The sequence below is a fragment of the Haemophilus sp. HMSC071C11 genome, from assembly GCF_001837655.1.
In the GTDB taxonomy this organism is placed as follows: Bacteria; Pseudomonadota; Gammaproteobacteria; order Enterobacterales; family Pasteurellaceae; genus Haemophilus; species Haemophilus influenzae.
In genome coordinates this window covers 42,269-61,777 of record NZ_KV833449.1, presented here as the reverse complement: position 1 = coordinate 61,777, position 19,509 = coordinate 42,269, and the positions used below count along the sequence as shown (strand labels likewise).

Here is a 19,509-nt window from a genome sequence, read left to right as displayed (position 1 = left end):
CAACCGCACTTTTATATTTATAACGCTCCCGCACGCTGACAGTTTATCTCTTTCTTAAAATACCCATAAAATTGTGGCAATAGTTGGGTAATCAAATTCAATTGTTGATACGGCAAACTAAAGACGGTGCGTTCTTCAGCAGTCATCTCTTGTTTTTCTAATTCTTTTAAATGTGTTTCAATACGTTCTTGCTGTTGGTTAAAAATAGCTTCGGGTATTTCTTCAATGTGTTCTAAGGTATAGATAATTTTCTTTGCCACGGGATAAAAACCAGATAAAAACTGTGCGGTCTGTTGCAAATTTTTCATTCTGTCTCGATAAGCTCCCAGTGCTGAAATATAGCTTAATAGAGAATAATTCAGTTTGAGTAAATCAAAACCTTTTTGTAAATATGTCTTGTATTTCACTGGTTCATTATTCATATTGGAAAGTGTTGTACTCAGTGCGGCTGCATATTGATGTGCATTGCGACGTGCTATGCGATATTTAAGATCGTCGCTTTTACCAAATTGCAATTGACTAATAATATGCAATAAATACACCGCATCACTACGCAATGCTTGATGGCTCACTTTATCAAGTTGCAAATATTTCCAATCTGGCCATAAGTAAGATACGGCAAACCATGAAATCGCGGCACCAAGTAAAGTATCAAGTAAACGAGGCATCAACGCAGCTGCCGTATCAAATCCCATGACATCAAAACTGAGCAATACTTGTAGTGTGATGAAAAAGGTCGAGAAACTATAATTATTACTACGGAAGAAAAAGAACAAAGTACTTGTGAGCACCACAAGACCCAGTTTTAATTCTAAGGTTGGATTTAAATAAGGTAATAGAGACCCCACCACTACGCCTAATATCGTGCCGATAATGCGCTGACGTAAACGTACTTTAGTTGCAGAATAATTTGGCTGACACACAAATACAGTGGTCAATAAAATCCAATAACCAAGATTAAATTGGAAAAACTCAACAATTGCACAACATAAAAATACCACAATAGATAAGCGTACCGCATGACGGAACAACGGTGACTCAAAAGTAAAATGGCTAAAAATCACCGCACTGATATTTTTTAACCCAGTGATTTGTTCCGTATGAATTTGAGCTAATTGTTCTGTATCCGTCGTGTCTTGTGCTAATTGGCGAAGTTGCCAGTTGATGCTTTGTAAATTATCTAACAAGGTTTGGATATCAATCAGTTCATCTTGATCATTAAGATGTTGTGCTCGATATAGTTCAAAGGAATGCAAGGTGCCTAAAAGCGCACGTTCCACACGTTCATTAAAATGATAAGGTTTATTTTCACGTAAACTCGCCGTGATTTCTTTACAGGATTGTGCTTGTAGTTCTAACAAACGTTGAATACGGAAAATCAAATCTGTATTTTTTAGTTTTTCCGTTATTTGTTGATAATCAAAATGCGTAGAATTGGTGCGCTCATGAATGTCTTGTGCGGCAAAATAGTAACGTAACATTCTCTGGGTACGAGGATGGCGATGTTGCCCTCTAATACGATAAAAAAGTGCGGTACGCACAATATTAAATGCCGTGACAACATTCGCATTTTTCATCGCGAAATTAAGATGTTTTTTTTCAATCTCAGCCACTTCGTCAGGATCAAAAAAACAGGATTTGGTATCTAAATATTCGCCCAACGCACAAAACGCTTTAGCGACACTTTCTTGCACGGGGCGATTTGGGAAAAACAGGTAAACAATCAGAGTTACCACGCTATACAGCAAGGTACCGCATAAAATCATTACAGGGTTAATAAACCATACATTTACCTCTGGGATATAAGTTAATGTGGTGTAAAGCGCAACCACTAATGAACCGAAAGCAATGGTGCTATAACGCTGCCCCACGGCACCAATCATAGTGAAAATAAATGTCAGCACCGTCATTAACACAATATATTGGATAGGCTTGCCAATATGTAACTGCACAATAAAGGAAGAAATAGAAAAGGCAATAAGGGTAAAAAATACGTTTTTCAATCGTCCAGTTAAACGGTTATCCAAATCCACTAAACCACCTGCAATGATCCCTAGAATCAAAGGCATTGATTGCGAAGAAATATCAAAAAACCATATTCCCACTGCTGCAATATTTACAGCAATAAAAACAGGAATTGTAGAAATTACTTTAGCATTTAACCGAATATTCATTTCAAATCCTTATCAAAATAGAAAAGTGAGCAACAAGGCTCACTTTTTATTGTATAAAGTGCGGTCATTATTTATGGGATTTTGCCCAGTTTAAGAAACGTGTTTGAGTTTCTTTATCCGCTTGTTGGAACCAATATTGAAGCTGTTGCTCTGCAACGTTTTCGCCCTGAACAACCACTTTTCCTTTATTCGCTTTTGCATTACCTGCTGGCGCAGCAACCATTGAATTAGCAGAAGTTGTTGCAGTAAATTTAGAAACTGATGCCGCTGCACCAGACGCATTATATTCAGCAAGATCATTTAGCACATTACCACTTGGGAATAAACCCTCTTGTTTTAACACATCCACTTTCGCTGAAATAGCATTACCTGATTTTGTTTTCACAGTAATATTTGGCATTTGATTGAATTTATCGCCACTATCAAGATTACGAATAGCTGGTGCGGAAATAACTAAATCTTCAGCATTACCTTGAAATGTCACAATCACAGGATTAGATTCAAAAAGAGATTGATTCGATCCTGAACCAACAATTTCATTTAAACGCACAACAACCTGATGGCTTTGGGTATCATCTACAGTAAATGTCTTAGCTTTTCCGAGAGATTTAGAGGCTTTTTGACCATCAATCGCTAAAAACTCAAGGTTAGATGAAGTGGAAACCATTCCAGCAAAGGTTGCCGTACTTGCGCATAATGTGGCAAGACCTAATACAACAGCACGTAATTTCATAATTGCTCCTTTGGTATAAATGAAATACTCGCTTATGCTATGCCAAATTAGCCAAAATGAAAATAAAAAGTAAGAATTAATTTAAAATTTTTTGTTATAAATAGCACAAACAATCACAATGTTTTATTATGTTGGCGATCTACACACTAAACCAGTGTCGTGAAAATTTAATCCATTAAATATCAACGGGAGTAACAATGTTGAACGATATTTTAACAGGCTATGGAATTTTTATTCTGGAAATTTTAACAATTTTATTACTCATTCTTGCTATTGTTGGTTTGATTATTTCTTATCGCCAACATAACAAGTCTAAAGTGGGAGAATTAGAAATTAAAGATTTATCAGAAGAATTTAATGAACAAGTTCGTTTATTACGTGATTTTAATCTTTCTGAAGAAGAACAAAAACAACGCACTAAAGCTGAAAAAAAAGCGGAAAAACAAAATGCTAAAAAACGCAAAGAAAAATTGAAAAAAGGCGATACTTTAGAAGATGAAAAGAAAGCTTGCGTATATGTATTAGATTTTTGCGGCGATATTTCAGCCTCAGAAACAACCGCACTTCGAGAAGAAATTTCAGCAATTTTAAATGTAGCAAAACCAGAAGACGAAGTATTACTACGTTTAGAAAGCCCTGGTGGCATTGTGCATAATTATGGATTTGCAGCCTCTCAATTATCTCGCTTAAAACAAAAAGGCATAAAATTAACTGTTGCCGTCGATAAAGTGGCTGCAAGTGGCGGTTATATGATGGCTTGCGTTGCCGATAAAATTGTATCCGCACCTTTTGCTGTTATTGGTTCTATTGGCGTTGTCGCTCAAATTCCAAATGTTCATCGACTATTGAAAAAACACGATGTCGATGTAGATGTAATGACTGCGGGCGAATTTAAACGTACAGTGACCGTATTGGGTGAGAACACTGAAAAAGGCAAACAAAAATTTCAACAAGAATTGGAAGAAACACATAAATTATTCAAACAATTTGTCTCACAAAATCGCCCTTGCCTAGATATTGATAAAATTGCAACAGGCGAACATTGGTTTGGACAACAAGCCATTGCATTACAACTTGTAGATGAAATCTCAACGAGTGATGATTTAATTTTGGAAAAAATGAAAGAAAAACAGGTGCTTAATGTTAAATACCGTTTAAAAAAATCCCTAATAAAAAAATTCGGACGACAAGCTGAAGAAAGTGCAATTAATATCATTCATCGTTATAGTACAAAACAGTCTAGAGACTTTATGTACTAAACATTTATCCACAAAAAAAGAAGTTTTTATTTCTATGTTTACAAGACAAATCTTTGTCATTAAGATACTCGCCGATCTTTAGGGGTTTTATTATATTTAATTCATAAATCAAGTTGAGTATTGTTAATCCAAATATTACGCAGCTAATCGTTTAAATGATTAGCTGCGTTTTTTATTTTAATAACAAAATCGCAACTTACCATTTCCCCTTAGCAAAATTTTCTATTGTTCTTGCTTCCATAAATAGGGATAATAACGCCCCTATTCAAAAGGCAAAAAATAATGACGCACTATATTTTATTGATTATCGGCACCGCATTAATTAACAATTTTGTATTGGTAAAATTCTTAGGTCTTTGCCCTTTTATGGGTGTATCCAAAAAAATTGAAACGGCTGTGGGAATGGGATTAGCAACAATGTTTGTTTTAACTGTTGCTTCCCTTTGTGCATATTTGGTCGATCACTATATTCTAATTCCCTTAAATGCCACTTTTTTACGTACATTAGTGTTTATTTTAGTTATTGCTGTAGTGGTGCAATTTACCGAAATGGCAATAAACAAAACAAGTCCAACATTATATCGTTTACTCGGCATTTTCTTGCCTTTGATAACTACAAACTGCGCAGTACTTGGTGTCGCATTATTAAATGTAAATCTCGCTCATAATTTAACAGAGTCTGTCGTTTATGGTTTTGGTGCATCTCTCGGCTTTTCCTTAGTATTGGTACTTTTTGCCGCGCTTCGTGAACGTTTAGTCGCCGCTGATATACCTGCCACTTTTCGCGGTTCAGCCATTGCTTTAATTACCGCAGGCTTAATGTCCCTCGCTTTTATGGGATTTACAGGACTTGTAAAATAATAAAATGATTTACCTTTTAATGATAATAACTCTGTTAATTTTATTTATTGGGTTCTCTCAGTATTTTTCAGGAAAAAGAAAGAAATAATGACCTTTTTATTCATCGTAATTACGCTACTCGCTTTAATTTTCGGTGCGATTTTGGGCTTTGCATCAATCAAGCTCAAAGTGGAAGCTGATCCTGTCGTAGAGAAAATTGATGCTATTTTACCGCAAAGCCAATGTGGGCAATGTGGTTATCCTGGTTGTAAGCCTTATGCTGAAGCCATTTGCAATGGCGATGAAATCACAAAATGTATTCCAGGTGGTCAAACAACTATCGTAAAAATTGCCGAAATTTTAGGGGTTGATGTACCAACAATGGAGGGCATAGAAGAACCTATCGAGAAAGTTGCTTTTATTGATGAAAATATGTGTATTGGCTGCACAAAATGTATCCAAGCCTGTCCCGTTGATGCCATTATTGGTACAAATAAAGCAATGCACACGATCATTCCCGATCTTTGTACAGGTTGCGAGCTTTGTGTTGCGCCCTGCCCGACAGATTGTATTTTAATGATTCCCGTGAAAAAAAATATTGATAATTGGGATTGGAAATTTGATGCAAAACTCGTTATTCCAGTAATGAATGTCGATGGCTCTGAAAAAAAATTGGTTGTGGGGGAATAAATGGCGGACGTATTATCTCGTTTCAATTCCGGTAAATTATGGGATTTCAAAGGTGGAATTCATCCACCAGAAATGAAATCTCAATCTAATTCACAGCCATTACGCCATCTGCCTCTCGGCACGGATTTTTACATTCCACTCAAACAGCACCTAGGAACAACAGGCAATCTTTTAATAAAAGAGGGCGATTACGTCTTAAAAGGACAAGCCTTAACAAAAGGCGATGGCTTGCGTATGTTGCCAGTTCACGCGCCCACTTCTGGCACAATTAAATCGATTAAACCTTATGTTGCCACGCATCCTTCAGGTCTTGATGAACCCACAATTCATTTACAGTCGGATGGTTTAGATCAATGGATCGAACGTAATCCTATTGATGATTTTTCAACGCTATCGCCAGAACAACTTATTCACAAAATCTATCAAGCAGGTATAGCAGGTTTAGGCGGTGCAGTATTCCCAACTGCTGCCAAAATTCAGTCAGCAGAGCAAAAAGTCAAACTCTTAATTATCAATGGTGCAGAATGTGAGCCTTATATCACTTGTGATGATCGTCTTATGCGTGAACGCGCTGATGAAATCATAAAAGGCATTCGTATTTTACGTTATATATTGCACCCTGAAAAAGTTGTCATTGCCATTGAAGATAACAAACCAGAAGCCATATCGGCAATCCGCAATGCACTACAGGGAGCAAATGATATTAGCGTTCGGGTTATTCCAACAAAATATCCTTCAGGTGCTACCAAACAACTGATTTATTTGCTCACAGGGATAGAAGTGCCAAGCGGTGAGCGTTCATCCAGCATTGGCGTATTAATGCAAAATGTGGGAACAATGTTCGCAATAAAAAGAGCAGTTATAAATGACGAGCCTTTAATTGAGCGTGTTGTCACCCTTACTGGAAATAAAATCGCTGAAAAAGGCAATTATTGGGTGCGTCTTGGCACACCCATTTCCCAAATATTGAGCGATGCGGGCTATCAATTTGACAAACATTTTCCTATATTTGCAGGTGGGCCAATGATGGGGCTAGAGCTTCCAAACCTAAATGCGCCTGTGACAAAACTTGTCAATTGTTTACTTGCGCCAGATTATCTTGAATATGCCGAACCTGAAGCAGAACAGGCTTGTATTCGTTGTTCTAGCTGTTCTGATGCCTGCCCAGTAAATTTAATGCCACAACAACTTTATTGGTTTGCGCGCAGTGAAGATCACAAAAAATCGGAAGAATACGCTCTCAAAGATTGTATTGAATGTGGAATTTGCGCCTACGTATGCCCAAGCCATATTCCTCTAATTCAATATTTCCGCCAAGAAAAAGCTAAAATCTGGCAAATAAAAGAAAAACAGAAAAAATCAGATGAAGCCAAAATTCGCTTTGAAGCAAAACAAGCACGGATGGAACGTGAAGAACAAGAGCGTAAAGCACGTTCACAACGTGCAGCACAGGCTCGCCGTGAAGAATTAGCACAAACTAAAGGGGAAGATCCAGTCAAGGCGGCACTCGAACGCTTGAAAGCGAAAAAAGCCAATGAAACAGAATCAACGCAGATTAAAACACTAACCTCAGAAAAAGGAGAAGTTTTACCTGATAACACAGATTTAATGGCACAACGTAAGGCACGCCGTTTAGCTCGTCAACAAGCAGCATCTCAAGTCGAAAACCAAGAACAACAAACTCAACCAACCGATGCGAAAAAAGCGGTTGTTGCTGCAGCGATTGCTCGTGCAAAAGCAAAAAAACTTGCACAAGCAAATAGCACCAGCGAAGCTATTTCAAACTCTCAAACCGCAGAAAATGAAGTAGAAAAAACAAAAAGTGCGGTAGAAAAAACACAAGAAAATTCAACCGCACTTGACCCTAAAAAAGCAGCCGTAGCCGCCGCCATTGCTCGGGCAAAAGCGAAGAAACTGGCAAAAACACAAACAACATTAGAAAATAATCAGGAATAAAATAATGTTTAAAATGGTTAGCTCCCCACATACTCATTCAGGAAAACTCACTGCGCGTATTATGCTTTGGGTCATTTTGGCAATGATGCCCGCTTTTTTCACGCAAATTTATTATTTTGGATTTGGCGTGCTGCTTCAATCCGCATTAGCCATTGGTACGGCAATCATTGCGGAATTTATTGCAATAAAATTACGAGGTAAAAAACCGCTCAATTATCTTTCAGATTTCAGCGTAGCCCTGACTGCGTTAATTTTGGCAATGGCTATTCCACCTTATGCACCTTATTGGGTCATCATCATTGGAACACTCTGTGCAGTTTTATTAGGTAAACAGGTTTATGGGGGTTTAGGGCAAAACCCATTCAATCCCGCGATGATTGGCTATGTAATTCTTCTAATTTCATTTCCGTTACAAATGACAACTTGGATGCCACCAATTAATTTATTACAGGAACCACCGACTTTTTCAGATGCATTTTCATTAATATTTTCAGGCTTAACCACGGATGGATTTACCCTTTCACAACTTACACATAACATTGATGGAATCACCCAAGCAACGCCTTTGGATAGCGCAAAAATTTTCTATAAAAGTCACAATCAATTAAGTGATTTTTATGAATTAATTAAACTGCCGATTTTTATGGGTAATGGAACCGATTTTGCTCAAGGCTGGTGGCAAATCAACGTGGCTTTCTTAGCGGGCGGAATTTTCCTTATTTTAAAACGCATTATTCACTGGCAAATTCCAGTGGCGATGCTTGTCACCTTTTTCTGTTTAGCCACTGCGACCGCTTTTACTGGTTTCACGCATTTAAGTGCGATTAGCCAACTCGTTAGTGGCGCAATGATGTTTGGTGCATTTTTTATTGCAACAGATCCTGTCACAGCCTCCATTACACCACGCGGAAAAATTATTTTTGGCGCATTAGTGGGGTTATTTGTTTATCTCATTCGTTATCACGGAAATTATCCAGACGGCGTGGCATTCGCCATTTTATTAAGTAATATTTGCGTCCCACTTATCGATCATTACACACGTCCGCGCGTATCTGGTTATCCAACAAAAGGAAGAAAATAATGGGTACAGTAAAAATCACATCGCGTTATGGCATATTGTTAGGCTTTATTGCCCTACTTTGCACAATAATTTCTGCAGGAATTTATTTCCTAACCAAAGATAAAATTGATGCGGTAATCGCAGCACAACAGCGAGAATTACTTCTACAAGTTATCCCACAAGATTATTTCAACAATAATTTGCTAGAAAGTGCGGTTATTCCTCAAGATAAAAATTTTGTGGGTATCCAAAAAATTTATTTTGCGAAAAAAGATGGAAATATTTCTGCCTATGCCTATGAAACCACCGCACCAGATGGTTACTCTGGTGATATTCGCTTGCTTGTGGGATTAGATCCGAAAGGCGAAGTGTTAGGCGTACGAGTAATCGAACATCACGAAACACCAGGCTTAGGCGATAAAATTGAACGCCGAATTTCTAACTGGATTTTAGGTTTCACAAATCAATCAATTAATGAACATAATTTAAGCGAATGGTCGGTAAAAAAAGATGGCGGAAAATTTGATCAATTTTCTGGTGCAACCATTACACCTCGCGCAGTGGTTAATCAAACTAAACGCTCAGCATTAATCATGCTAAATAATCAAGCCTTGTTACAACAGCTTTCAACACAAGTGAAATAATATGACAGATTTAACTGAAAAAAATACCGCACTTGAAGAAGAAAAAATAGAAAGTGCGGTTGAAAATCAACAAAAATCCATCTGGAAAGAAATTTTTGCTCAAGGAATTTGGAAAAATAACCCTGCGGTTGTTCAACTTCTCGGGCTTTGTCCACTTTTAGCGGTGTCTAGCACCGCCACCAACGCGCTTGGTTTGAGTTTAGCAACAATGCTTGTACTCACTTGCACAAATACGGTCATTTCCCTTTTCCGTCAATATATTCCTAAGGAAATCCGTATTCCAATCTACGTGATGATCATTGCAACCACAGTAACAGCGGTTCAACTTTTAATGAATGCTTACACTTATACGCTTTATCAATCACTGGGGATTTTTATTCCATTAATTGTGACCAACTGTATTATTATCGGTCGCGCAGAAGCATTCGCCTCAAAAAACAGCTTACTCCATTCCATCTGGGATGGGTTTTCAATGGGATTAGGAATGGCACTTAGTCTAACCATACTCGGCGCATTACGTGAAATTATTGGACAAGGCACTATTTTTGAGGGCATAGAAAATCTATTCGGCGAACAAGCAAAATTTTTAACGCACCATATTTACCATACAGACAGTAGCTTTTTACTTTTCATTCTGCCACCAGGCGCATTTATAGGCTTAGGCTTGCTCCTCGCCATAAAAAATCGAATTGATAATGTAAAAAAATAAAGCAACCAAATCTTTCCTTCCCCTGCTTGCGGGGGAAGGTGTCACGAAGCGACGGAAGGGGGCTTACAGTCTTCTAAACAGATAATTCCAATAAATTAAATAGGCTAATTTCTACAAAAATATGAACAAAACAAAAAGAATCGAAATACTCACAAGATTACGAGAGCAAACCCCCCACCCGACCACAGAATTACAGTATAATTCGCCCTTTGAATTATTAATTGCGGTCATTCTATCGGCACAAGCAACCGATAAAGGCGTGAATAAAGCAACAGAAAAACTATTCCCCGTGGCAAACACGCCTCAAGCGATTTTAGATTTAGGATTAGATGGTTTAAAAAGCTATATTAAAACTATCGGTCTTTTTAATAGCAAAGCAGAAAATATTATCAAAACTTGCCGTGATTTAATTGAAAAGCACAACGGTGAAGTGCCCGAAAATCGCGAAGCCTTAGAAGCATTAGCTGGTGTGGGTAGAAAAACAGCCAATGTTGTGCTAAATACGGCATTTGGTCATCCAACTATTGCGGTAGATACCCATATTTTCCGTGTATGCAATCGCACTAATTTTGCAGCGGGTAAAGATGTGGTAAAAGTGGAAGAAAAGCTGCTTAAAGTCGTGCCTGATGAATTTAAAGTGGATGTTCATCATTGGTTAATTTTACACGGTCGATACACTTGTATCGCGCGTAAACCACGTTGCGGATCTTGCATTATCGAAGATCTTTGTGAATATAAAGAAAAAGTTGAATTTTAATTTTGCGGTAAAACAGCCTAATTATTTACCGCACTTTTTATTAAAAATAGGATAAAAAATGACAACAAACAATAAACAGCGACAAACTTGGTCGAGCCGCCTCACTTATGTAATGACGGTCGCAGGCGCAACGGTCGGTTTCGGTGCAACTTGGCGTTTCCCTTATCTTGTGGGTGAAAATGGTGGCGGTGCTTACGTTCTACTTTTCTGTATCGCAATGATTGTAATCGGTATCCCAATGATTTTAGTTGAAAACGTGATAGGTCGCCGTTTACGTGTAAATTCCATTGATGCGTTCGGCGATAAAATTCTCGACAAAGGAAAAGGCATTTCTAAATATTGGAAAATATTAGGTTATATGGGCTTACTCGGCGCATTTGGCATTATGGCGTATTATATGGTGCTTGGTGGTTGGGTTATTTCTTATATCATTAGCCTAATCAGCGGTACATTAGACATTTCAACCCCCATCACAAAAGACATTGCCAAAAATTTCTACGATCTTCATATCGGCAATAGCCCTTATGAAATTATATTCTACACCCTCTTATTTGTTATCGTGAATTACATTATCTTGGCAAAAGGTATCATTGGTGGAATTGAACGTTCAGTAAAATATTTAATGCCATTACTATTTATCTTCTTAATTGGAATGGTAATTCGCAACGTAACATTACCGGGCGCAATGGAAGGCATTACATTCTATTTAAAACCTGATTTCAGCAAAATTACCCCACAATTATTTATCTTCGTTTTAGGGCAAGTCTTCTTCGCATTAAGCCTTGGTTTTGGTGTATTAATTACCCTTTCCAGTTACTTAAATAAAGAAGAAAACTTAATCCATACTGCAGTTATTACAGGTTTCACCAATACAATTATTGCTGTACTTGCTGGCTTTATGATTTTCCCCTCACTTTTCACTTTTGGGATTGAACCAAACGCAGGGCCAACTTTAGTATTCCAAAGTTTACCTATCGTATTTTCTCACTTATGGGCAGGTAAATTCTTTGCGATTATCTTCTTCGGCTTATTATTAATTGCTGCGCTGACTACTTCCATCACAATTTATGAAGTAATCATTACAGCATTACAAGAAAAGCTCAGAATGCGCCGTGGCAAAGCCATTGTCTTAACCCTTAGTGGCATTTTTCTATTAGGCAATATCCCTGCAATTTTAGGCGATAATCTATGGAAAAACGTAACCATTTTCGGCAAAAGCATTTTTGATTTCTACGATTACGCCAGTGGAAATATTCTCTTTATGCTGACCGCTCTTGGCTGTGCTATTTTCGTTGGTTTCGTGTTAAAAGATGAAGCCAAAAAAGAACTTTCTTCAACAAAATATTCAACTTTCATCAAAATTTGGTTTAACTACGTGAAATTTGTTGTACCCTTGATCATCTTAGTTATCTTTATCAGCAACCTGTTCTAAAAATTAAAAATGCGGTAAGGCGACTACATCACCGACACCGCTTTAATTTGAACATAGACATCTTGCCCAACAGCAAAACGTAGTTCATTTTGCGCCCATTTACTGATACTTGCCCAAATCTTATTCCCTTCCACTAATACGGCAAGATCCACTCGAGAATCTTGTATCTCAATTTGTGTAATCTTGCCACGTAAAATATTACGAATGCTTGTTTGTTCTGGCTTTTGCAGTATGATAGAAACATCTGAACTATAAATACAAACTAGCACTCGCTCGCCTACATTCGCGGGTACTTGATGAATCCAAAGTGCTTGTTCGCCTAGCGAAAGTGCGGTCATTTTATAAGGTGGATTATGCAAATGAACAGGCAAGGCAAGTACACTGCTCTGTTCGTTTTCCCCTTTCCAAGGGGCAAAAATAGGGCTATTCCAAATTTTTTCTACGCTGTCATAGGCTTGCACAATGCCGTTTTCCATCAATACGACCCGATCAGCTAAACGCAACAGTTCGTCCAAGCTATGTGTAACATATAAAATCGGGATATTAATTTCTTTAGAAAGACGTTCCAAATATTGCATTAGCTCGCGTTTGCGGGGAACATCAAGGGCAGAAAGTGGTTCGTCCATCAGTAAAATATCAGGATCAGTCAGCAGCGCACGCCCTATTGCCACACGTTGTTTCTCTCCGCCAGAAAGCGTAAGCGGATAACGCTTTAATAAATGAGTAATACCGAGAAGATCGACAATATAGTTAAAATCATCTTGCGAGACATGTTTCATGCCATAGCGCAAATTACCTTTCACAGTGTAGTGAGGAAATAAACGCGCATCTTGGAATACATAGCCAATTTTACGCAAGTGGGTCGGCAATGATTCTTGGCTTTCCATATCCACTAAAGTGCGGTCATTTAAACGGATGAATCCTTCATCTGGTTGTATCAATCCACTGACTAGATTAATCAGCGATGTTTTGCCTGAGCCAGACAAACCGAAAATGGCGGTTACGCCTTGATCTGGCACTTGTATATTCGCTTGCAAGGCAAGTTTCCCGAGCTGTTTTTTCACATTAATTTGCAACATTTCCTTGTCCTAATTTTTTCTGCATTCGCTTGCTCAACCATTCAGACAGTAACAAAGAAATCAATGAAAGAATGATAGCAAATAAACATAAGCGAGCAGTTTGTTCTTCTGCTGCGGGTGTTTGAATAAAAGAATACATCGCAAGGGGAATCGTTTGAGTTTCGCCTGCAATGTTCGATACAAAGGTAATGGTCGCGCCAAATTCCCCTAATGATCGTGCAAAACCAAGCACGAGTCCAGCTAAAACCCCAGGTAAAGAAAGCGGCAAGGTTATTGTAAAAAATACACGCCAAGCGGAAGCACCGAGTGTTTGCGCCGCTTGCTCCAATTTAATATCAATATTTTCTAAAGAAAGTCGAATCGCGCGAACAACCAATGGAAAGGCCACCACGGCAGAGGAAAGCACCGCACCTTTCCAACTAAAACCAAAAGATAAGCCAAACCACTGATATAAATACTTGCCAATGAAACCATTGCGCCCCATTGCTACAAGTAATAGATAACCGATAACCACTGGTGGCAACACTAAAGGCAAATGAATTACGCCAGTAATCAGAGATTTGCCATAGAAGTTTTTGCGCGCTAAGAGCCACGCCACAAAAATGGCTAACGGCAAACTCCAAAGCATAGAACTGACTGCAACACTCAGGCTTAAATTAATTGCTGAGATTTCCATTGGCGTCAGATTGAAAAATGAAAAAAATTGGGTAAGCAAAATGAATCCTTATCTAAATAGCCTCTCTTTAAATCCCTTGTTTATGGGAATATCCCACATTGATGAGAGGTAAGATGCTCTATAATAACAAAAGGGCAGAAATATCCGCCCTTCATGACTATTAAGATTCTATCTTATTTTGCAGAGAAACCATACCCTACAAGCACTTTCTTCGCAGCATCTGATTCTAAATATTTCAAGAAATCGCGAGAATCCGCATTATCATGACCTTTTACAATAGAAACGGGATAAACAACTGGTTTATGGCTATCTGCAGGGAACACTGCAACCGTTTTAACTTGTTGGCTAACTTTTGCATCAGTGCTGTACACAATACCGTAAGGTGCTTCTGCACGTTCAACTAAAGCTAATGCGCCACGCACATCTTTAGCACGCGCTAAACGATCTTGCACTTTATCCCATAAATTTAATTTGGTTAATGCTTCTGCTGCGTATTGACCAGCAGGTACGTGTGCAGGATCGCCAACAGATAAATAGCTATCTTTTAATGCATTGATCCATTCACCTTTTGCAATATCCACAGAATTTACCGCACTTTTTGCTGGTGCGATTAAGACTAAATCATTGCCCACTAAAACTTTTTCTGTTTCTTTTACGGTTAAATCTTTTTCAGAAAGATATTTCATCCATTTATTGCTTGCAGATACAAAAATATCCGCTGGCGCGCCTTCTTCAACTTGTTTTGCTAAAGTTGAAGAAGAAGCGAAAGAAAACACTACTTCATTTTTCGGATTTTGTTTTGCGTAATCTTTTGCAACTTGTTGTAAAGCATCTGTCATTGAAGCGGCTGCAAATACAGTCACTTTAGCGGATGCCGCAAAAGAAAAGCCTAATCCCGCGATTAAAAGTGCGGTTGAAATTTTAGTTAATTTTTTCATGAATAATCTCCTATGATTAAACGTTATTTACTTGATTATATATTGAAATAAATAACAATCATATAGCAAAAGAAAAATTATTTAGTAAAATATATAACGCTTAGGCTTACCACTTAGGATTACTTAGGGACAGCAAAATGAAAAACACCGAAATTTTACTCACGATTAAACTTCAACAAGCACTTTTTATCGATCCAAAACGAGTTCGTTTACTCAAAGAAATTCAACAATGCGGTTCGATTAATCAAGCAGCGAAAAATGCAAAAGTGAGCTATAAAAGTGCGTGGGATCATTTAGAAGCCATGAATAAAATCAGCCCTCGCCCATTACTGGAACGAAATACAGGTGGAAAAAATGGCGGAGGCACGGTGCTTACCACTTATGCCGAGCGTTTGCTCCAGCTTTATGATTTATTAGAACGTACGCAAGAACACGCTTTTCATATCCTACAAGATGAATCCGTGCCGTTAGATAGTTTACTCACGGCAACCGCACGTTTTTCTTTACAAAGTAGCGCACGCAATCAATTTTTTGGGCGAGTGGCACAACAACGAATCATTGACTCTCGTTGTGTTGTGGATGTGAATGTGCAAGGATTACCAACGCCGTTGCAAGTTTCTATTACCACAAAAAGCTCGGCTCGTTTGAAACTGATTACGGAAAAAGAAGTGATGCTGATGTTCAAGGCACCTTGGGTAAAAATCAGTGAACAACCATTAGTAAATCAACCGAATCAGTTCTCTGTAAATATCAAATCACTCAATGAAGAGGAAGCCATCCTTCAATTTGCTGAAAGCAACATTGAATTTTGTGCCACAGTCCACCAGCCAAATCAATGGCAAATCGGGCAACAGGTTTGGATTCACATTGATCAAGAGCAAATTATATTAGCGACGCTGGGATAATTCAGAGATATAATACGTAAATTCAATACTTATATTTATTGTTTTCTGAACTAAAATAACCTCAAATCAAACAAAATTTTAAATAAAATATTTAATTTCATCGTATTTCCTATTTACGTAAAAAAGTTTGATAAAGTTTTTTCAATAACGAGGTTGGCAATAAACGAGAACCAAAACGCAATGCAAAAGTAAATAATCCAGATAACAAACCCTGAATTCCCAAACGGTATTTCAATTTGAACAAACGCCATTCTGCTTTAGCTTGATTGACGCCACGACGGCGGCTTACCATGCCATTTCCTACTCGAGCATAAACTAAAATATCTGGCAAATTCGCCATATATAAACCTTGTGCGACAAGTTTGATCCACAAATAATAATCTTCTTGAAGATCTTCATATCCACCACAATTAATGACCGCACTTTTTTGATATACCACCGTCATATGATTAAACGGACAACGTTTTTGCGTGAATTTAATAATTTCTTGAGCAGAAGTTGGCACATTACGATATGCCACAATATCATTTACATTTTTACCAAATTCAGCAATTTGTCCGCCAAAAATGATGCTTTCAGGGTGCTGTTCAATAAACGCTACTTGCTTTTCAAAACGATCAGGCACGCAAATATCATCGGTATCCATACGGAAAACCCAGTCATAAGTACAATGCAATAAACCCTCGTTTAAGGCTTTGCCTAATCCTCGATTTTGCGGCAATTTAACTAATTTTAATGGCAATTTTGTTTCAAATTCTGTCACAACAGATTCTAATTCTGGCGTTACAGCTCCATCAAATACCAAGACAATTTCATCTGCTTGACGAGTTTGTGCAACAAGACTTTCAAAACACTCCCGCAAGAATTGAGGATTTTCCTTAATATATAAGGACATTAGGACTGAAAATTTCATTTTATTTTCCCAACCGTTTTAAATTAATGGCTAATTTTGGCGAAATTAAAATAACCAAAGTAATAATAAATTGCTTAATGCTTTTTGTTTTCTTAAAAATATCAAAATAATATTTTGCCGCTTTACGCGATAAATTCATGATATGGGGATAAGCCAAAATATAGCTTGCGTTAATATCAAAATTACGAGCTTGCTCTACCGTTTTCACATAATGCTCGCGAATATAATCAATGGCTTTTTGCGTATTAGTGGTATCCGTAGACACACTTGAGCGTTTAGTATGGAAAGTACAATAAGTTAGTGGTTCATTAATTTTATAAGGGGTAAAACTTGGCTCTTGTAACAGTTTTAACAAGAAATCATAGTCTTCCAAAGAACGAAGTGCGGTGGATAATCCACCTATTTTTAAAAACATCTCTTTTTTAATTGCAACCATTGGCATGCCACCAATCTTATTGGCTAACAAAATACGTTCTGTCGAAATTTCTTGGGGTTCAATCGGTTGAGTCACATAACTAAACCCTTCATTGACCATTTCACATTTAGCTGGATGATAAATAAAATTAATGTCTGGGTTTTGCTCAATCACTTGTAGTATTTTTTCAGATTTTTCTGGCATAAAACGATCATCATCATCGAGAAAAAGCAACCAATCTCCCTTTGATGCACGCGCACCAATATTGCGACTTTCTGCTGCACCTTGATTGGTTTCGTTACGAATCACTGTAACTGGAAAAGAATAGCGTTGCTCAACGACTACCCTCTCTTTGGAGTAATCATCCACAATAATTACTTCAAAATTACTCGATGTTTGTTGAGTTAAACTTTCTAATAAAGCTGGCACTTCTGCTTTTCGATTATAAGAAGGCACAATAATGCTTAACATAATTCCTTCCTTTAATTAGCCAAATTTTTCTTAATCGCAAAGATTTTTTTCAATGGATATTTCATTAATTTTTTAAGTAAATTATTGGATAAAGATCCACGAACACTTTCTAAATTACTGATCAATACAGGATTTTCAATGACCATGAGAGGGCGAACCACTTTATTTCTTATATTAAAATCCTGTTCAAAGAGTAAAAAATCATCCGCTAACCAAAATGGTTTATTTTGAGAAATTTGCTGGATAAATCTTCTTGCCGCTGATTTTTTTATAAGATAGCCCACTGTGCCGGCAAAATAACTTTTATAAGGGAAAGCGTAATTTACATTGCCTGTTTTTTTGCATAGAAAAGAAAAAGTTGTGGGATAATTAATTTCTAAATCAGTATCATTGAAACTATTAATTTTTGACTGTCCAAGCAATATAATTTCAGCCTCAAGTTTTTCTGATAAAAGTGCGGTTAAATTTTGCTGAAAATCTGAGTGGAATAAAGCATCGTCTTCACAGACTAGTGCATAGCTATCTTCAGCAATATCGTTGTCTTCAATAATTTTTTGGTACACAGAAAGGTGGCTTAAAGTACAACCGATCTCGCCCTTAGTGACATTACGAAAATAATGTGCTTTAAATTGTTCAATATTAAAAATAGAGGCTAATTCATCCCAATCTTTTTGCATGGTATTAATGGCAGAAAAAATTTGGAAATCCTCGGTATTTTTTTGAGAAAAGAATAATTTCCGACGTTGAATATCTTTATCTAAAGAGATCAAATATTTTTTTAACATAAAATTATTCCTTATAAAATCCCTTTCCATTCTTCAATAATTTTCTCAATGCCATAATCTTCACTCATTAAACGAGATTTGTCTGACATTTGTTGATAAAGTTCAGGATTATTGATTAATAAATCTAAACCTTTAACCATTTCTTCAATATTATTTTTTTCACAAAGAAAACCATTTTCTTTATGTTCCACTAATTGCTTTACGCCAGGAGAACAATTAAAGGCAACAATAGGTAAGCCAAATGCCATCGCTTCAATAACGACTAAAGGCAAGCCTTCTGTTTGTGAAGGTAAACAATAAATTGAACTGCTTTCATAATAAAAAGAGACATCATTAGTACGAGGAGTAAAATTAACTGAATCTTCAATATCCAATGCTTTAGCAAGATTTTTTAAATTCTCTTCTTCCTCGCCAGAACCCACTATTTTTAAATTCCAATCTGGATATTTTTTTGCCAAAACTTGCCAAACTTTTAATAAATAATCAAAACCTTTATAAGAAAATAAATGCCCTACAGATAAAATAGTTTTATTTTCCCATTTTGCTAATTTGTTCTTTGGCAAAAGCGTATTTGGATTAGCAATAGTGATTATATTGTTCGTTTTAAATTTTTCTTGCCACAGCGTTTTTTCTGCTTCTGTCAATGTAACTATTTTATCGCAAGTTGTTACAGCTAAATATTTACCGAGCGTGCGAACGAGACGATTGCCCGTAAAATTAAAAGAATAATGCTCCCATAAAATATGTTTTATATTTAAATTAACCAACGCCAAAGCAGAAAAAAGCATAATTGCACCATCAACCACAATTAAGGTATCCAGCTGTAATTCTTTAACTAATTCTCTTAATTTTTTAGTGATAGAAAAATAATCTTTTTTCAATGAATAGGGCAATTTATTCATTGCGTAAATATTAATTTTTTCATCAACTTGGAAAAAAGGCTTGTTACCGCCAATGCTAATAAAAGAAACATCATATCCCTGTTTAGCAAGAGCATTAGCAACATTAATAGAAACGCGCTCCGTTCCCCCCGCACTTTCGATATTCATTATAAAGAAACCAATTTTTTTCAT

19 protein-coding genes are annotated in these 19,509 nt (G+C 37.0%); 10 read left to right on the top strand and 9 right to left on the bottom strand.

The genetic code is table 11. The annotated features are described in order from the left end of the window. Positions 1–17 precede the first annotated feature (17 nt). Together yccS and HMPREF2644_RS08105 are read right to left on the bottom strand one after the other, a co-directional pair. Positions 18–2,174, bottom strand: a complete 2,157-nt coding sequence (gene yccS, locus HMPREF2644_RS08110) for a YccS family putative transporter (protein WP_070828381.1) — start codon at positions 2,172–2,174, stop codon at positions 18–20. Between the two features lie 67 nt (positions 2,175–2,241). Beyond that, complete coding sequence (locus HMPREF2644_RS08105) at positions 2,242–2,907, bottom strand: curli polymerization inhibitor CsgI-related protein (RefSeq protein ID WP_050838458.1); 666 nt, start codon at positions 2,905–2,907, stop codon at positions 2,242–2,244. A gap of 197 nt (positions 2,908–3,104) precedes the next feature. Between HMPREF2644_RS08105 and sohB the strand changes: the two genes are divergently transcribed. The 9 genes from sohB to HMPREF2644_RS08060 all read left to right on the top strand — a co-directional run bounded on the left by sohB (position 3,105) and on the right by HMPREF2644_RS08060 (position 12,254). Further along, positions 3,105–4,166 (top strand): protease SohB, encoded by a 1,062-nt coding sequence (gene sohB, locus HMPREF2644_RS08100; protein ID WP_005689720.1) that lies wholly within the window; start codon positions 3,105–3,107, stop codon positions 4,164–4,166. A 282-nt stretch (positions 4,167–4,448) separates the two neighbouring features. Next, entirely contained in the window at positions 4,449–5,027 is a 579-nt protein-coding gene (gene rsxA, locus HMPREF2644_RS08095; RefSeq protein ID WP_005654147.1) for an electron transport complex subunit RsxA, read from the top strand. Between the two features lie 87 nt (positions 5,028–5,114). Next, positions 5,115–5,696: an electron transport complex subunit RsxB gene (gene rsxB / locus HMPREF2644_RS08090; protein ID WP_005650033.1), complete on the top strand. Its 582-nt coding sequence runs from the start codon at positions 5,115–5,117 to the stop codon at positions 5,694–5,696. Next, positions 5,697–7,652 carry an electron transport complex subunit RsxC gene (gene rsxC / locus HMPREF2644_RS08085; protein ID WP_005688001.1) on the top strand — a complete coding sequence of 652 codons (1,956 nt, stop codon included), beginning with the start codon at positions 5,697–5,699 and terminating at the stop codon, positions 7,650–7,652. 4 nt (positions 7,653–7,656) lie between these two features. Continuing rightward, a complete protein-coding gene (gene rsxD / locus HMPREF2644_RS08080) occupies positions 7,657–8,733 on the top strand; it encodes an electron transport complex subunit RsxD (protein WP_005688002.1) in 1,077 nt (358 codons plus the stop codon). After that, complete coding sequence (gene rsxG / locus HMPREF2644_RS08075; RefSeq protein WP_014550666.1) at positions 8,733–9,356, top strand: electron transport complex subunit RsxG; 624 nt, start codon at positions 8,733–8,735, stop codon at positions 9,354–9,356. The genes rsxD and rsxG overlap by 1 nt, the downstream gene beginning before the upstream one ends. Before the next feature lies 1 nt (position 9,357). Next, positions 9,358–10,065 carry an electron transport complex subunit E gene (locus HMPREF2644_RS08070; protein WP_005689725.1) on the top strand — a complete coding sequence of 236 codons (708 nt, stop codon included), beginning with the start codon at positions 9,358–9,360 and terminating at the stop codon, positions 10,063–10,065. 121 nt (positions 10,066–10,186) lie between these two features. After that, positions 10,187–10,822 carry an endonuclease III gene (nth, locus tag HMPREF2644_RS08065; protein ID WP_011272750.1) on the top strand — a complete coding sequence of 212 codons (636 nt, stop codon included), beginning with the start codon at positions 10,187–10,189 and terminating at the stop codon, positions 10,820–10,822. A 58-nt stretch (positions 10,823–10,880) separates the two neighbouring features. Then, the gene (locus HMPREF2644_RS08060; RefSeq protein WP_005654380.1) at positions 10,881–12,254 is read left to right on the top strand and encodes a sodium-dependent transporter; all 1,374 of its coding nucleotides are present in this window, start codon (positions 10,881–10,883) and stop codon (positions 12,252–12,254) included. A 23-nt stretch (positions 12,255–12,277) separates the two neighbouring features. On the opposite strand, the gene modC is transcribed toward HMPREF2644_RS08060, so the two are convergent. The 3 genes from modC to modA all read right to left on the bottom strand — a co-directional run bounded on the left by modC (position 12,278) and on the right by modA (position 14,947). After that, positions 12,278–13,333 (bottom strand): molybdenum ABC transporter ATP-binding protein ModC, encoded by a 1,056-nt coding sequence (gene modC, locus HMPREF2644_RS08055; RefSeq protein WP_005689729.1) that lies wholly within the window; start codon positions 13,331–13,333, stop codon positions 12,278–12,280. Further along, positions 13,320–14,048 (bottom strand): molybdate ABC transporter permease subunit, encoded by a 729-nt coding sequence (modB, locus tag HMPREF2644_RS08050; RefSeq protein ID WP_005658215.1) that lies wholly within the window; start codon positions 14,046–14,048, stop codon positions 13,320–13,322. The genes modC and modB overlap by 14 nt, the downstream gene beginning before the upstream one ends. A 134-nt stretch (positions 14,049–14,182) precedes the next feature. After that, positions 14,183–14,947 carry a molybdate ABC transporter substrate-binding protein gene (gene modA / locus HMPREF2644_RS08045; RefSeq protein ID WP_005654371.1) on the bottom strand — a complete coding sequence of 255 codons (765 nt, stop codon included), beginning with the start codon at positions 14,945–14,947 and terminating at the stop codon, positions 14,183–14,185. Between the two features lie 137 nt (positions 14,948–15,084). Here modA and HMPREF2644_RS08040 point away from each other — a divergent pair, with 137 nt between their 5' ends. Beyond that, positions 15,085–15,852: a TOBE domain-containing protein gene (locus tag HMPREF2644_RS08040; protein ID WP_005658217.1), complete on the top strand. Its 768-nt coding sequence runs from the start codon at positions 15,085–15,087 to the stop codon at positions 15,850–15,852. A 109-nt stretch (positions 15,853–15,961) separates the two neighbouring features. On the opposite strand, the gene lsgF is transcribed toward HMPREF2644_RS08040, so the two are convergent. The 4 genes from lsgF to lsgC are packed head-to-tail and all read right to left on the bottom strand — an operon-like array spanning position 15,962 to position 19,509. After that, on the bottom strand, positions 15,962–16,765 hold the full coding sequence (lsgF, locus tag HMPREF2644_RS08035; RefSeq protein WP_070828380.1) for a lipooligosaccharide biosynthesis galactosyltransferase LsgF: 804 nt from the start codon (positions 16,763–16,765) through the stop codon (positions 15,962–15,964). 1 nt (position 16,766) lies between these two features. Next, the gene (lsgE, locus tag HMPREF2644_RS08030) at positions 16,767–17,651 is read right to left on the bottom strand and encodes a lipooligosaccharide biosynthesis N-acetyl-glucosamine transferase LsgE (protein ID WP_005658221.1); all 885 of its coding nucleotides are present in this window, start codon (positions 17,649–17,651) and stop codon (positions 16,767–16,769) included. Between the two features lie 11 nt (positions 17,652–17,662). Further along, positions 17,663–18,436, bottom strand: coding sequence for a lipooligosaccharide biosynthesis galactosyltransferase LsgD (gene lsgD, locus HMPREF2644_RS08025; RefSeq protein ID WP_005658223.1), 774 nt, complete (start codon positions 18,434–18,436; stop codon positions 17,663–17,665). A gap of 11 nt (positions 18,437–18,447) precedes the next feature. After that, a complete protein-coding gene (gene lsgC / locus HMPREF2644_RS08020; protein ID WP_005658225.1) occupies positions 18,448–19,509 on the bottom strand; it encodes a lipooligosaccharide biosynthesis family 4 glycosyltransferase LsgC in 1,062 nt (353 codons plus the stop codon).

Bases quoted from the DNA above. Each gene is read 5' to 3' on its own strand.
- rsxC (WP_005688001.1), top strand. From the start codon at position 5,697: ATGGCGGACGTATTATCTCGTTTCAATTCCGGTAAATTATGGGATTTC.
- modA (WP_005654371.1), bottom strand. From the start codon at position 14,947: ATGAAAAAATTAACTAAAATTTCAACCGCACTTTTAATCGCGGGATTA.
- HMPREF2644_RS08105 (WP_050838458.1), bottom strand. From the start codon at position 2,907: ATGAAATTACGTGCTGTTGTATTAGGTCTTGCCACATTATGCGCAAGT.
- yccS (WP_070828381.1), bottom strand. From the start codon at position 2,174: ATGAATATTCGGTTAAATGCTAAAGTAATTTCTACAATTCCTGTTTTT.
- rsxD (WP_005688002.1), top strand. From the start codon at position 7,657: ATGTTTAAAATGGTTAGCTCCCCACATACTCATTCAGGAAAACTCACT.
- lsgC (WP_005658225.1), bottom strand. From the start codon at position 19,509: ATGAAAAAAATTGGTTTCTTTATAATGAATATCGAAAGTGCGGGGGGA.
- lsgE (WP_005658221.1), bottom strand. From the start codon at position 17,651: ATGTTAAGCATTATTGTGCCTTCTTATAATCGAAAAGCAGAAGTGCCA.
- HMPREF2644_RS08040 (WP_005658217.1), top strand. From the start codon at position 15,085: ATGAAAAACACCGAAATTTTACTCACGATTAAACTTCAACAAGCACTT.
- lsgF (WP_070828380.1), bottom strand. From the start codon at position 16,765: ATGAAATTTTCAGTCCTAATGTCCTTATATATTAAGGAAAATCCTCAA.
- rsxB (WP_005650033.1), top strand. From the start codon at position 5,115: ATGACCTTTTTATTCATCGTAATTACGCTACTCGCTTTAATTTTCGGT.
- sohB (WP_005689720.1), top strand. From the start codon at position 3,105: ATGTTGAACGATATTTTAACAGGCTATGGAATTTTTATTCTGGAAATT.
- HMPREF2644_RS08070 (WP_005689725.1), top strand. From the start codon at position 9,358: ATGACAGATTTAACTGAAAAAAATACCGCACTTGAAGAAGAAAAAATA.
- rsxG (WP_014550666.1), top strand. From the start codon at position 8,733: ATGGGTACAGTAAAAATCACATCGCGTTATGGCATATTGTTAGGCTTT.
- nth (WP_011272750.1), top strand. From the start codon at position 10,187: ATGAACAAAACAAAAAGAATCGAAATACTCACAAGATTACGAGAGCAA.
- rsxA (WP_005654147.1), top strand. From the start codon at position 4,449: ATGACGCACTATATTTTATTGATTATCGGCACCGCATTAATTAACAAT.
- lsgD (WP_005658223.1), bottom strand. From the start codon at position 18,436: ATGTTAAAAAAATATTTGATCTCTTTAGATAAAGATATTCAACGTCGG.
- modC (WP_005689729.1), bottom strand. From the start codon at position 13,333: ATGTTGCAAATTAATGTGAAAAAACAGCTCGGGAAACTTGCCTTGCAA.
- HMPREF2644_RS08060 (WP_005654380.1), top strand. From the start codon at position 10,881: ATGACAACAAACAATAAACAGCGACAAACTTGGTCGAGCCGCCTCACT.